Annotated in this window: 15 protein-coding genes; 9 read left to right on the top strand and 6 right to left on the bottom strand. The window is 53.1% G+C overall.

Translation table 11 applies throughout. The features are described 5' to 3' along the window. Positions 1-53 precede the first annotated feature (53 nt). Positions 54-401, top strand: a complete 348-nt coding sequence (locus FHC52_RS17375; RefSeq protein ID WP_047748259.1) for a DUF1304 domain-containing protein — start codon at positions 54-56, stop codon at positions 399-401. Between the two features lie 74 nt (positions 402-475). Next, the gene (locus tag FHC52_RS17370; protein ID WP_126288005.1) at positions 476-721 is read left to right on the top strand and encodes a DUF2543 family protein; all 246 of its coding nucleotides are present in this window, start codon (positions 476-478) and stop codon (positions 719-721) included. A 290-nt stretch (positions 722-1,011) separates the two neighbouring features. On the opposite strand, the gene FHC52_RS17365 is transcribed toward FHC52_RS17370, so the two are convergent. Then, a complete protein-coding gene (locus FHC52_RS17365) occupies positions 1,012-2,511 on the bottom strand; it encodes a cyclic diguanylate phosphodiesterase (protein ID WP_126288007.1) in 1,500 nt (499 codons plus the stop codon). 236 nt (positions 2,512-2,747) lie between these two features. On the opposite strand from FHC52_RS17365, the gene FHC52_RS17360 reads away from it, so the two are divergent. The 3 genes from FHC52_RS17360 (at position 2,748) to FHC52_RS17350 (ending at position 6,451) form a co-directional block, all read left to right on the top strand. Then, positions 2,748-4,268 carry an EAL domain-containing protein gene (locus tag FHC52_RS17360; protein ID WP_126288009.1) on the top strand — a complete coding sequence of 507 codons (1,521 nt, stop codon included), beginning with the start codon at positions 2,748-2,750 and terminating at the stop codon, positions 4,266-4,268. Positions 4,269-4,433: 165 nt separating this feature from the next. After that, positions 4,434-5,918: a diguanylate cyclase gene (locus FHC52_RS17355; protein WP_374758943.1), complete on the top strand. Its 1,485-nt coding sequence runs from the start codon at positions 4,434-4,436 to the stop codon at positions 5,916-5,918. Positions 5,919-6,202: 284 nt separating this feature from the next. Then, positions 6,203-6,451 (top strand): GlsB/YeaQ/YmgE family stress response membrane protein, encoded by a 249-nt coding sequence (locus FHC52_RS17350; protein WP_008500746.1) that lies wholly within the window; start codon positions 6,203-6,205, stop codon positions 6,449-6,451. 129 nt (positions 6,452-6,580) lie between these two features. Here FHC52_RS17350 and FHC52_RS17345 read toward each other — a convergent pair whose 3' ends face one another. Together FHC52_RS17345 and FHC52_RS17340 are read right to left on the bottom strand one after the other, a co-directional pair. Further along, positions 6,581-6,679, bottom strand: coding sequence for a YoaK family small membrane protein (locus FHC52_RS17345; protein ID WP_014883431.1), 99 nt, complete (start codon positions 6,677-6,679; stop codon positions 6,581-6,583). Between the two features lie 45 nt (positions 6,680-6,724). Next, positions 6,725-7,753 (bottom strand): sensor domain-containing diguanylate cyclase, encoded by a 1,029-nt coding sequence (locus FHC52_RS17340; RefSeq protein ID WP_032675998.1) that lies wholly within the window; start codon positions 7,751-7,753, stop codon positions 6,725-6,727. A gap of 309 nt (positions 7,754-8,062) precedes the next feature. Here FHC52_RS17340 and FHC52_RS17335 point away from each other — a divergent pair, with 309 nt between their 5' ends. Together FHC52_RS17335 and FHC52_RS17330 are read left to right on the top strand one after the other, a co-directional pair. After that, positions 8,063-8,317: a DUF333 domain-containing protein gene (locus FHC52_RS17335; RefSeq protein ID WP_220420159.1), complete on the top strand. Its 255-nt coding sequence runs from the start codon at positions 8,063-8,065 to the stop codon at positions 8,315-8,317. A gap of 80 nt (positions 8,318-8,397) precedes the next feature. Next, a complete protein-coding gene (locus FHC52_RS17330) occupies positions 8,398-8,703 on the top strand; it encodes a hypothetical protein (RefSeq protein WP_021241042.1) in 306 nt (101 codons plus the stop codon). Here the strand turns inward: FHC52_RS17330 and FHC52_RS17325 are convergent, their stop codons facing one another. Then, complete coding sequence (locus FHC52_RS17325; RefSeq protein ID WP_023292705.1) at positions 8,704-9,048, bottom strand: DUF488 domain-containing protein; 345 nt, start codon at positions 9,046-9,048, stop codon at positions 8,704-8,706. It abuts the gene before it with no gap. Positions 9,049-9,149: 101 nt separating this feature from the next. On the opposite strand from FHC52_RS17325, the gene FHC52_RS17320 reads away from it, so the two are divergent. Beyond that, entirely contained in the window at positions 9,150-9,857 is a 708-nt protein-coding gene (locus tag FHC52_RS17320; RefSeq protein ID WP_023292704.1) for a CTP synthase, read from the top strand. A 31-nt stretch (positions 9,858-9,888) separates the two neighbouring features. On the opposite strand, the gene FHC52_RS17315 is transcribed toward FHC52_RS17320, so the two are convergent. Continuing rightward, complete coding sequence (locus FHC52_RS17315; RefSeq protein WP_021241045.1) at positions 9,889-11,076, bottom strand: CynX/NimT family MFS transporter; 1,188 nt, start codon at positions 11,074-11,076, stop codon at positions 9,889-9,891. 99 nt (positions 11,077-11,175) lie between these two features. Between FHC52_RS17315 and FHC52_RS17310 the strand changes: the two genes are divergently transcribed. After that, positions 11,176-11,967, top strand: coding sequence for a helix-turn-helix domain-containing protein (locus FHC52_RS17310; RefSeq protein WP_008500738.1), 792 nt, complete (start codon positions 11,176-11,178; stop codon positions 11,965-11,967). On the opposite strand, the gene FHC52_RS17305 is transcribed toward FHC52_RS17310, so the two are convergent. Beyond that, positions 11,951-12,397, bottom strand: coding sequence for a DUF441 domain-containing protein (locus FHC52_RS17305; RefSeq protein ID WP_008500737.1), 447 nt, complete (start codon positions 12,395-12,397; stop codon positions 11,951-11,953). The genes FHC52_RS17310 and FHC52_RS17305 overlap by 17 nt on opposite strands. Positions 12,398-12,464 lie beyond the last annotated feature (67 nt).

The raw sequence follows: 12,464 nt of genomic DNA, 5'->3' as shown, positions 1-12,464 counted from the left end.
CGGGGGCCTGAGGGTTCCCGTTTTTTTTGCCTCTGCCCGCGGGAGACAACCCGATGTTAGCCACTGTCCTTATCACTGTCGTTGCACTTATTCATCTCTACATTCTTGTGCTGGAAATGTTCCTGTGGAATACCAAAACAGGGCACAAGGCCTTTAATCTGCGTCCTGATTTTGCACGCGACACCCGCGTGCTGGCGGCGAATCAGGGGCTGTATAATGGTTTTCTGGCGGCCGGTCTGCTCTGGAGCCTCTGGCTCGGCGAAAACGGGATTCAGGTGGCCATCTTCTTCCTGATCTGCGTGCTGATCGCCGGGCTTTTTGGCGCAGCCACCGCCAGCCGTAAAATTTTGTACGTGCAGGCCATTCCCGCGCTCGCTGCGCTGCTTGCGTTACTCATCTGAAGCAATGCTTTGGTTGAGATAATGCGTCCGATATACTCGTGACGTTACCTTTATTGACCAGAGACGAGACTGTTATGAACAACGATATCCCCCTGAAATATTATGATATTGCCGATGAGTACGCGACGGAGGCTTCAGAGCAAGTCGCGGAATCAGAGCGCGACGCGCTGGCACACTATTTCCAGCTGCTGCTCACCCGCTTAGCGAATAATGAGGAGATCAGCGAGGAAGCCCAGCAGGAGATGGCCGCAGAAGCCGGGATCCGTGCGGGTCGCATTGATGATGTTGCGAACTTCCTCAATCAGTGGGGAAATGAATAGCCTGCCTTAGAAACCGTTATGCTGATGCTTTGCGATACAGCTCAGCATCACGCTATCGGACCACATGCATTTTTTCCGCAGAATAGGCGAAGCGGGTTTATCGACAAGCAGCGCGAAAATAACGATCAGAAAAAAGAGTACTGCTGGAAAAACTAAGGATAATTTCACGTTTTTAACCAAAATAAGAATGTGCTTCAGGGTAATCTACCGTCTGAATATGACGACTATATGTTTTGGCGGAAAAAATGGAAACGTCCGAGTGTAAAAAAACGAGCAGGACAGGCTTCAGGTTAGGGGGCGACGCCGGTGAGTCGCTTCGCCAGCTCGCTCCGGGTGAGTGCTTTTGAAAAATACCATCCCTGGATCAGCGCGTCGGGATATCTGTCCGCAATAAAGCGATACTGAGTTTCATTTTCCACGCCCTCGAACACAAGGGTTTTATTCAACTTCGCGAGGGCATCGCTGAAGATAACAAAGATGTTTTGCTTATAATCTTCGCTGATGCCATCCACCAGCGATTTGTCAATTTTGATTTCATCATATTCAAGCTGCGACAGCCGCGCCAGATTTGAATTTTGCACGCCGAAATCATCGATTGAAATTTTAACGCCAAGCGATTTTAGTTCCTGGCAGAATCCCTCAAGGATATCCGCCGCGGAAACGGCTTTCTCAGAAAGCTCGACCTTCATCAGGGAAAGGGGAAGGTTGTTGACTAAGCACTCGCGACGCAAAATGTTAATAAACTGTCCGTCTTCAATTTCTTTCCGCCCAACGTTGATTGAAACGATCAGCTGATGCTTAATCGCCAGCGGGGCAATTTCTGAGAGCGATTTACCGATAACATTGCCATAATATCTTTTATACAGCCCGATTTTCTTAATTAATGGGATAAACAGCTCCGGCGAGACGTCTCCGTGTTTTTGATCGCGCCATCGCGACAGAACTTCCACACCCACGATTTTTTGATCGCGAATGCGAATAATGGGCTGATAGTTAACGCTGAAGGTATTTGTTATCACGGCTTTGATTAGCGTACGTTCCAGCGAAAAACGGTCTTCATGGATACGGAAGACAAATAATGTTATCGCGACCCAGATAAAGTAGAGAATGATCGCGAGAAGCGTCAAGATAAACGGGGGTAACGAGGCCAGTCCCGCATCGTGATGTTTTACAATCACGCATAAATCCCAGACGGCGCTGCACTGTGTAATGGTCAGGGTGAACAACGTGGAGTGCAGCCAGCTCCGCGCTCGCAGGTCGGGGGCAGCCGAAAAAAAGATCCGGCCAAAGTCCTTTGTGGTGGCACTCAGAGAATAGCTTGCGGTCACCGGGGTGAATTTATCGTAAGCATAGCGGGAGGTGAAGATAATAATATTATTATAAATGGCCGCATTGCCCGTGAAAAAATCTTTTCTAGAAAACTGCGCGAGGAGAAAACCTCTCGGCGTTTTATGCAGTTCCGCAGGAAGTGGAACGGGCGTCGCGAGTTTACCCCAAAAAGCGGTACAGACAATTTTTCCCTTTTCGATAAAACCGATATCGCTGAAATAGAGGTTATTAAGCTTTATTTGCCTGTAGCTATCAAGGCTGTCTTTATCACATCCTTGCGTCGTTATGCTTTTGAGGCCCAGCGCCACGCTTTGGGACAGATCTTCTGAATAATGTAAAAGGGTTTGGGATATTTCAAGCTGTTTGGTTTTTTGCTGGCCGATGATAACCACGTTGACCGCATAAAGAGACAGGATGACCAGAAGCGTTGAAACGATCGCAACGGCAATGCGCTTTTTCATTTTCCAGTTATCCTGTCCGCTCCCTGATTTCACAAAGCTTAACACAGCCAGGGCAAGGCACAAGCCTGATAGTCACGTCGGGTGAGCAAATTTGAGCGGGTGAACTCATACGAAAGCATCAGTTTTTTAAGATAATTCTCAGCTAAGCTATTTTTATTGTGATAAGTAACGCCGGTTAAACCACGGGTTCTTCTTTCCGATCCTCCATGCTTGTTTATTCTATTAAGGAAAACATCGTGCGTAACGTGATGATCCCTGTTCTCAGTGCCTTGTTTCTTTTTCTGATCGGCATACTGATTATTAACTGGCAGTTATGGCAGATGACGAAAATGAATAACGTTCATACCGCCACGGCAAGCACCCAGAAAATAGAAAACATTCTGTCGGAAGCCGTCAGTGCGGCCAGCACGGCGAAGCGCGTTGCGGAGCAGGGGTGTACCAGCAGCGGGCAGCTGGCGCTGGGGACAGAAGCCGCGCTAAAACCGCATCTGCGCGCCATCATGATCCAGCAGCAGGGAAAAATCATCTGTACTTCCCTTCCCGGGAATGGCGTTTTGATTGTGCATCCGGAGACGTTACCTGAACAAAAATTAATGCTGCTGCCCGGTAACCGACTGGTGAACGGCATCCCGGTGCTTGTCTTCCAGATGCCCATTGCGGGAGGGCGCGTCATCGTCAGCGTCAGCGATGCGCATTTGCAGGACGTCATCGCGAACGCATCAAACAGCGTTAACCTGGGGTTGGTTGTCGGCGACAGGATGTTTACGCGCAACGGTGAGGTGACCGGCTGGAAAGCGGCCTCGTGGGCGGGGTCACTGACGACCTCTTCGCACTTCCCCTTCAGTCTGGCCTGGCAACCGCCCGCCTTTTTTAGCCTGACGCGGCTACTGCAACAGGGATGGAGCCTGATTCTGCTGATTCTCGCGCTATCCGTGGCGGTGGGCATTTTGATCCGCCGCTACAAGGGGAAAAGTACCACCTTTGAAGACGATTTGCGTAAGGCCATTTTGCAGGGAGAGATCGTGCCTTATTACCAGCCGATCGTGAACGGCGATACCGGCGGGTTATACGGTGTTGAAGTCCTGGCAAGGTGGAAGCATCCTAAGTCAGGCTTTATCCCGCCGGACGTCTTTATCCCGATAGCTGAACGTAGCGGGTTGATTATTCCACTGACCAAAGGCTTGATGGCGAAAGTGGTCACACAGCTTAAGCCGCTCCTGCCTAAGCTGCCGGACGGGTTCCATATCGGGGTGAACATCAGCGCCAGACACATCAATGCCCCTTCTTTCATCGGTGACTGCCGAATCTTCGGCAAGGGGTTTCAGGGTAAAGCCGTGAAGCTGGTGCTTGAGGTGACCGAACGTGAACCGTTGATCGATAATCCTCATCTGGTGGAAAACCTCAACGCGCTGCATAACGCCGGTTTTGTCATAGCACTGGATGATTTTGGTACAGGGTATTCTGGGCTGTCATGTCTCAATGCGCTTGCCATAGATTATATTAAAATTGATAAAAGCTTTGTTAACCGGGTATCAGAGGAGAAGGATTCAACGATCCTGCTGGACTGCGTTATTGACCTGGCGAAAAAACTTTCATTGCGGATCGTGGCCGAAGGCGTAGAAACGAAAGAGCAGCTGGAGTATCTCAACCGTAATGAGATTACCCTGCTGCAGGGTTATTATTTTGGTAAACCCGTCTCCTATATCGATTTTATTAAAGTCATTTTATCTAAGCCCAGGGAGACCGTGATGGTGTAAAACGCGGGCGTTGCTGAACGTCAGGAATAGCGCTGGTTACCAGGCGGTGAAAAACAAAATAAAGACGAGCTTCTGTTGTATGCTTAAGTGCAATTCATTTTCCTCTTATCCTGAGCTTTGTTACAGTGACAAGAGTTGTCAGCCAGGGATATCAGGCGTGATAAGGTGGAAAAGCTCGTGCATGTGAAAAATACTTTTTACACAACAACCATTACCGTCATCATTGTCTCATTGATCATCTCGCTGGCGCTTGCTGTCCAAATTGCCACGTCCAGACAGCAGTCAATCCAGCAAATTAATACCAGCGTCGCTAACCTGAGCCATACCCTTGATGTCTATACTGAAGGGATCATGCGCCAGAGTGAAATGTTAATTACTACCGTTTCCGACATAATCGAAATTTATGGCATGACCCCGCAGCAGGCGACCAATATTCAGCACATGATCAATAATCAGGATAACCTTCTTACCCAGATTAATAATGTGGTTGTTTACAATGCTCAGGGCGATATCTTTACCGCGCTGCATGAAAGTTTTACGGGGCCACGCAAAGGCTCGGACAGAGAGTTTTTTATCTATCACAAAGAAAATAAAAATCAGGCGATTTTTATTGGGGAGCCGGTGGTAAGCAGAACCAATGGCAAATGGGTTATCACCATCAGCCGGCGCCTTGAAACCCAGACCGGGGCATTTAACGGTGTGGTGGTGGTGACGCTGGGTATCGAAAATTTTCTGGCGCTCTATGGGCAGATTAATATCGGTCACTCGGGCGTCATCGGCTTAACGACGCAATCAGGCGTGCTGCTGGTCCGGTATCCCTTTAAAAATACCTATATCGGCACGATTGTTTCTGATTCACCGCTCTTCAGGAAATATCTCAAGGTACAAAATACGGGGATAGCCAGCTCTATCTCGCGGTTTGATAAAATCGAACGCATTTATGCCTATGAGAAAAACAGACGCTACGGACTGGTCACCACCGTGGCGGTTAGCATTGATGAAGCTCTTGCCCCCTGGCGCAAGCAGGCGATTCAGCTGGCGGTACTCATTTTTGTGTTCACGGCGATACTCATCGTCGCGTCTTACTTCCTGTATTCCGACCTGTCCCGTAAAACACGGGATAACAAAGCGCTGAAGATTATTGCCTCAGAAGATGCGTTGACCGGGCTGTACAATCGCCGCGTCTTTGATGAAAAAATCCTCTCGGACATCGCTCTGTGTGCCGCGCATGACGCCCCGATTTCGATACTGATCGTGGACGTGGACTACTTCAAAAAATACAACGATAACTACGGCCATCCGGAAGGGGATCGGTGTCTGGCTATGCTTGGAAACAGCCTCAGGGAGAGCCTTACCCGTGATAATCAGCTTGTGGCGCGATACGGCGGAGAGGAGTTTGCGCTGATATTGCCGGATACGGATATTCAGGAGGCGCTTCGTCTGGCCCAGACGATTATTCGCAATGTGTTCTCGCTGCAAATCGCCCATGCCTTTAGCCCCTTCGGCCGGGTGACGGTAAGCGTCGGGATTTCTACCGCCCGTGCCGTCGACATCGCGGGCAGCCAGCAAAATATCATTATTGCCGCAGACCAGGCCCTCTATCAGGCGAAACGCGCGGGACGTAACCGGTACGCGTTTGTTGGGGTATGAGCTAAAAAAAAGCCCACTCAGGAGTGGGCAAAAAATACTGGAAGCAATGTGAGCAATGTCGTACTGAATACCTGAGTGTTTCTCTCAACTATTCAGTATTGAGAAAGATAATCTTTCTCAACAAAAGATGCAACCCCACAGTTTATGTGGCCCGTTCTTTTTGTTGATGAAAAATGACGCACTCTCTCACTGTGATGCTTATCACAAATTTCCTTTCTGGAATCCTGTGCTATTCTTTTTTGTGTCGTTGATTTAATGACAAAAACCATACAGAGAGGAAAGTTATGGGAATTTTATCCTGGATTATCTTTGGGCTTATTGCGGGTATTCTGGCGAAGTGGATCATGCCGGGCAAAGATGGCGGTGGGTTTATCGTCACCGTAATACTGGGTATTGTCGGCGCGGTAGTCGGCGGCTGGATCAGTACGCTGTTCGGTTTTGGCAAGGTCGATGGCTTTAACTTCGGCAGTTTCGCCGTCGCGGTGATCGGTGCGCTGGTTGTTCTGTTTATCTACAGAAAGATCAAAAGCTAAGTTCTGAAAGCGTTGAAAAAGGCTGCCGGATGGCGGCCTTTTTACGTATTGGGTTTACCACCAGCCAAACTGCGTGCCGGCAAACGCTGCAATGGCAACGATCAGCATAATGACGGTTGTCTTCCGCATTTATGCCCCCGGCGCCGCGTAGCCGCCAACAAAAAACCACGCTAAAAAAACCACTGCCGTTATAAATATAACGACCGGGAAGAGGATCCCTATTCTCATACCATCACCTGTTTCGGTTTCTGTAACGCCGTAGAGTGTACGGGGTTAATCCATAGTGAGAAAGCGTGATTTGCTTTTTCCTTTCTTATCCTGATACATCGCGACATCCGCAGCGCGTAACGCGCTGTCAGGATCGGTTGCGGCAGGGTCCACTTCGATCACGCCGAAGCTGGCGCCCGGATAAATAATATGAACGCTGCCCAGCCAGTATTCGCCAGCGATGCAGGCGCTGAGGCGCGTTTTGAGCAGCGTAAGCTGCGCGTTATCCCCGTCCTGGTGGGGCTGGCTTAGCGACGCCACCAGAAATTCATCCCCGCCCAGACGACCGATAATATCGTCCTGCTGTTTCTCTTCCGTCAAACGCTTACCCACTTCTATCAGGAACTGGTCGCCAGCCTCGTGGCCGTAACGATCGTTAATCAGTTTGAAATCATCCAGATCGATGAACGCGATGATGGCGTTACGCTTAAGATGCCGGGCCAGAGAAAAGAGGGTGGTCAGATCTTCAAAAATGGCGCGACGGTTGGGTAAACCGGTAAGGGCATCCGTATAGGAGTGCGCGATGAGGGCTGCATTGGCTTCGCGAAGCTGGGTGACCAGCGACTCTTTCTGAATGGACTGGGCGATCAGCCCGGCGAAGAGCTTCAGGACCTGTTCGCCGCGCTCGCTCAGCGGCTTTCTGGCCGTGCTGGTGGCACAGAGCGTTCCGTAAAGTGAACCATCCGCAAGATGGACAGGAATACTCATGTAGGTGGTAATGCCAAGTGCTTTCGCTGCTTCACACTCGGGCCAACGCTCGGGCACGTCATTGCTGAATATCGTGTCACTATCCAGCGCGCGCTTGCACAGCGTCTCATCCCATGGGACGCTCAGCCCCTCCGGGATCGTCATCTGCTTGCTGTTGCGGGCGTAGAGAATGTGCTGCAGCCGCGCTTCGATATCCACCTTCGTCAGGTAGGTCGACTCCATGTCGGTGACAATCTCCAGCATCTCCAGCAGCTGGCGAACAAGGCTTTCAAGGGATTGCTCGGTGGCAAGGGTTTCTGAAACGCGAGCGAGGATAAGATCCGACATGACGTAGAATGACTCCCAGGCAGAAGACGTCTGCATCTGCATGTTATGCTGATTTTTTAGGCTTCAGACATAGTAAAACATGAATACAGAAAATTTAATATATGCAGGGGGCGGGCAGCAGGCGAGAAAAAAAGCCCCGTTGTTGAGACCGGGGCAAAGACATCTTGATTACGGAATGATGTTCTCTGGTCATATCGAGAACATGCCACACTATAGTGCTGAAAAGTGCAGTTAAAATGGAGAAATCATGGAGAACGTGGCGATGACCCGTTACCCTTAGACTCTGATGACGTCAAAAGGATCAATGAGATGAGATTTCTGCTTCTGGCGCTGGCGCTTCCCCTGGCCGCCTGCACCGCCACAACCACGCCACCTGATGCACCGAAACCGCCGCACGTTATCGGTATGGCGAACCCAGCTTCCGTCTACTGTCTGGAGAAAGGCGGGGAACAGGTCCCGGTTCAAAGCCCGCAGGGCGTGCGTACCGAGTGCAAATTACCGGGCGGCGAAGTGATTGATGAATGGACGCTCTATCGTCGCGAACATCCGCAACCCGCCAGGTGACAAAGTAATATTGCCTGCGATACACTTCTCTTTAAGATTATTCTTAGCCAGTTCCTGGCTTTTGCTATCGTGAGAGAAGTATGTTTCAGCTAAAACCGGGCAGCATGGCGATGATCGTTGGCGCCCGCACGGCGTCAGGCCGTCGCAATATTGGTAAATCCGTTGAGCTGTTTGGCCTTTGCCAGCCTGGCCTGCGTTTTGTTAACCCGGTCAACGGCGTGATGACGCAATTACCGGTCACCGCAGATCGCGCGCTTTGGCTGGTGACGGGTGATGTCTACGCCTTTGACAACCAGCACGGCTTTGCGTTTGTCCGCGCCGAACATCTGATGCCGCTCACCCCGGATGAAGCGCCGCAAATTCTGGATGAACTGGCGATCGGCTGATCACAGATGGCGCAGCCAGTCGGCTAAGACCAGAGCGTGATTTTGCTCCGTGTTTTTGGCAGCAAAGAGCAGGGTGACGGTCTGCCTGCGCGCCAGCGTCGCCAGACGCACGCCCTCGTCAGCCTGCTGCGCCAGCTCTTCCCGATAGGCCTGACTGAAGGCGGTGAAATCAATCGTGTCGCTGTGAAAGGCCTTTCGTAGTTCATTCGAAGGCGTGAGCGCTTTACACCATTCGTCATACGCGAGATCCGTTTTCTTCAGCCCGCGCGGCCACAGCCTGTCCACCAGTATCCTATAGCCGTCGTCAGGGCTTGCCTGTTCGTATACCCGTTTGCACTGAATCATGATTCCACCCTCCCAATTTAAGGTATTGTGATAATTGCAAAAGATCGGTAGTCTGAGGTTCCTTATGTTATCTGATAATACTCTGGCATAAGGAACCTTTCATGGAACACCTCCCGGTTAAAACAACGCTGCGCATTGCGCTGGTTGGCGATTACAATCCCAATGTTATTGCGCATCAGGCTATCCCGCTGGCCATTGACGACGCCGCTGCAGTGCTTGACCTCACCGCCGATTACGACTGGCTGGCCACGACGGAGCTAACAAGCGCTGAAGATCTGGTGGGCTACGATGCCATCTGGCTGGTTCCTGCCAGCCCCTATAAAAACACGGCGGCCGCTTTTATTGCCGCGCGCTACGCCCGTGAGAACGGCATCCCGTTCCTGGGCACCTGCGGCGGGTTCCAGCATGCGCTGATTGAGTATGCCCGAAACGTGCTGGGCTGGGCTGATGCGGCACACGCTGAGACGGATACCGAAGGCACCATGGTGATTGCGCCGCTGACCTGCTCGCTGGTGGAAAAAACGGATGCCATTGAGCTGCGCAATAATACGCTGATCGCCAAAGCGTACGGCAAGCCCGAAATTGAAGAGGGGTATCACTGTAACTATGGCGTGTCGCCGGCGTTTGCGCAGGCGCTGGAAAGCGGTGATATGCATGTGACGGGCTGGGACGATCGGGGTGAAATTCGTGCCGCGGAGCTGGTGACGCACCCGTTCTTCGTGATCACCTTATTCCAGCATGAACGTGCCGCGCTGGAAGGACGCCCGGTCGTGCTGGTGCAGGCGATGCTGCGCGCAGCGCGCGGGTAAAAAAGGCAGACCCGTTGGTCTGCCTCAGGATTTAACGGGGCGCGATCTCCCGGTCTCGCCCGGCTAACACACCGCAGATAGCCATTATCACAGCGGCCAGCGCACAGCCCAGAAGCGGGATTTGCCAGTCTCCTGCGGTATCGTGAATTTTCCCCATCAGCGGCGGGCCGCAGGCGGCAAGCAGGTAGCCAATCGACTGTGCCATTCCGGAGAGCGCCGCCGCCTGGTGCGCAGAGCTGGCGCGCAGGCCGATGAACGTCAGGCCGAGGATCATTGTTGCCCCTGTGCCAAAGCCAAACATCAGCGTCCACATCACCGCCATTCCGGGCATAAACCATAATCCTGCCGCGCTTATCGCGCACATCAGTGCCACTAAGCCTGCGATCGCTCGCTGATCTTTCAGGCGGTGGAGGATCAGCGGAACGGCGAGTCCCGGCACGGCCGTGGCCAGCTGCAACAGACCGTGCACCGAACCGGCCTGTGCTTCGCTGTAGCCGTGGCTCAGCAATATCGCCGGCAGCCAGCCGATGATGACGTAGTAGATCAGCGAGTTAATTCCTAAAAAGAGCGTCACCTGCCAGGCGAGGGCCGAGCGCCAGAGCGCGCGGTTTTGCAGCGCGCCTGCGCCCGTTACCGTTGCGACGTGTTTCTGACGCCACTGCGGCAGCCAGAGCAGCAGTGCGACCAGCGGAAACGCCATCAGCATCAGCAGCGCGCCATGCCAGCCCGCGCTCCCCTGTGCAAGGGGAACGATCATCGCTGAGCCAAACGCCGCCGAGACGCCCATCGTCAGGGAATAGGCGCCGGTGAGCTTCGCCACCTGGCCCGGAAAATCACGCTTAATTAATCCCGGTAACAGCACGTTCCCGAGCGCAATACCGCAGCCGACGATCGCCGTTCCGATGAAAAGCAAAGCGGCGGAAGGCAGCGAGCGAACGGCAATCCCGGCGCAAATGAGCAGCAGGGCGATAAACAGGCTGCGCTCCATGCCGATACGCCGGGCAACGCCTGCGGCGAGCGGCGAGACAAGGGCGAAAGCCAGCAGGGGCAGGGTGGTCAGCAGACCGGTTTGCGCCGTGCTTAAGCCATAATCAAGACGAATGGTATCGAGCAGCGGCGCTGCGCCAGTAAAGGTGACGCGAAGCGTAGTGGCAATCATCAGGATGCCTGCAATCAACAGCGCGCCGTGTTTTCCTGAGGTGCGAATAGCAGTAGTCATTATGTTCTCATACGTTCAAGCGAGCGCACACAATACCGATTTTCTCAGCGGTTGAAATCAGGCTAAAATGACAGTTTATCGCTCATATCGGACAAACTGATGATTGGTCTGGGACTGGAAGGCTACGATCCGGATAGCCAGTACGATGCGGCCGTCGCATTTCGCATTCAGGTAGTGGCGGAGGAACAATATATTCCGCTTCATCATCACCGTAAGGGGCAGCTGATTCTGGCCCTCGGCGGCGCAATCACCTGTGAAGTGGAAAATGCCATGCTGATGGTGCCGCCCCAGTATGCCGTCTGGATCCCTGGCCAGATGCCGCACAGTAACAGGGCCACGCCGGGCGCGCAGCTCTGCTTTTTGTTCATTGAGCCGGGGGCTGCCAGCCTGCCCGAGCGCTGCTGTACCCTGAAAATCTCCCCCCTGGTGCGGGAGCTGATTTTATCGCTCGCGGAAAAATCACGTGAACAGCTGCAGCTCGCGGCCACCTCGCGTCTGGTGGACGTCCTGTTTGACGAGCTGCCGCTCCAGCGTCAGGAGCATCTGCAGCTCCCCGTGTCACCCCATCCCAAAATCCGGCTGATGAGCGAGAAGATGGCGGAAGAGCCCGCCGCCTGGCAGACGCTGGCGCAGTGGGCGAGCCACTTCGCCATGAGCGAGCGCAACCTGGCGCGGCTGGTAGTGAAGGAGACCGGTCTGAGCTTCCGCCGCTGGCGTCACCAGCTGCAGCTGATTGTGGCGTTACAGCATTTAATAAGCGGCAAATCGGTGCAGCAGGTGGCCCAGTCACTGGGCTATGACTCGACCACCGCGTTTATCACCATGTTCAGGAAGGGACTGGGCCAGACGCCGGCGCGTTATATGGCCAGCCTGACTACGACTTCCCAATAAACAGCGAGACAAGGCCTGCCGCAATCAGCGGGCCGACCGGCACGCCGCGAAAGAGCGCCACGCCCAGCACGGTGCCCACCAGCAGACCCGCCACCAGCGAGGGCTGGCTGCTCATCAGCGTGACGCCGCGTCCGCCCAGCCATGACACAAAAATCCCCACCGCGATCGCCACCAGCGATTTCCAGTTTACAAACGAGTGCAGCAGCGTGGAGGCGGGAAGCGTGCCGCTGGCGATGGGCGCCATTACCCCGATGGTTAAGATGATGATCCCGATGGTGAGGCCTTGTTTTTCTATCCACGGGAAAAAGGTATTTAACGGAGTCACGCGCACAATAATCAGCACCAGAATCGAGATGGCAACGGTGGTGTTATGGCTGATAAAGCCGAGCGCGGCGAGTGCCAGAAGAATGAGCAGAGTAGGGTCAAACATTGGGAATCCTTGCCAGAATAATGGTCCTGTTTACTGTACGCGCAAACGCGGCAGAGAACAGTGTTAA

This window comes from Enterobacter sp. EC_64 (genome assembly GCF_019584165.1).
Taxonomy (GTDB): Bacteria; Pseudomonadota; Gammaproteobacteria; order Enterobacterales; family Enterobacteriaceae; genus Enterobacter; species Enterobacter roggenkampii.
Note: the sequence above shows the minus strand (reverse complement) of the source record. Positions and strands in the feature narration are given on the sequence as shown.

Coding starts and splice junctions, on each gene's coding strand:
- FHC52_RS17340 (WP_032675998.1), bottom strand. CDS start 7,753: ATGTCGGATCTTATCCTCGCTCGCGTTTCAGAAACCCTTGCCACCGAG.
- FHC52_RS17335 (WP_220420159.1), top strand. CDS start 8,063: ATGAGATTTCTGCTTCTGGCGCTGGCGCTTCCCCTGGCCGCCTGCACC.
- FHC52_RS17315 (WP_021241045.1), bottom strand. CDS start 11,076: ATGACTACTGCTATTCGCACCTCAGGAAAACACGGCGCGCTGTTGATT.
- FHC52_RS17325 (WP_023292705.1), bottom strand. CDS start 9,048: ATGATTCAGTGCAAACGGGTATACGAACAGGCAAGCCCTGACGACGGC.
- FHC52_RS17375 (WP_047748259.1), top strand. CDS start 54: ATGTTAGCCACTGTCCTTATCACTGTCGTTGCACTTATTCATCTCTAC.
- FHC52_RS17330 (WP_021241042.1), top strand. CDS start 8,398: ATGTTTCAGCTAAAACCGGGCAGCATGGCGATGATCGTTGGCGCCCGC.
- FHC52_RS17305 (WP_008500737.1), bottom strand. CDS start 12,397: ATGTTTGACCCTACTCTGCTCATTCTTCTGGCACTCGCCGCGCTCGGC.
- FHC52_RS17370 (WP_126288005.1), top strand. CDS start 476: ATGAACAACGATATCCCCCTGAAATATTATGATATTGCCGATGAGTAC.
- FHC52_RS17365 (WP_126288007.1), bottom strand. CDS start 2,511: ATGAAAAAGCGCATTGCCGTTGCGATCGTTTCAACGCTTCTGGTCATC.
- FHC52_RS17350 (WP_008500746.1), top strand. CDS start 6,203: ATGGGAATTTTATCCTGGATTATCTTTGGGCTTATTGCGGGTATTCTG.
- FHC52_RS17310 (WP_008500738.1), top strand. CDS start 11,176: ATGATTGGTCTGGGACTGGAAGGCTACGATCCGGATAGCCAGTACGAT.
- FHC52_RS17345 (WP_014883431.1), bottom strand. CDS start 6,679: ATGAGAATAGGGATCCTCTTCCCGGTCGTTATATTTATAACGGCAGTG.
- FHC52_RS17320 (WP_023292704.1), top strand. CDS start 9,150: ATGGAACACCTCCCGGTTAAAACAACGCTGCGCATTGCGCTGGTTGGC.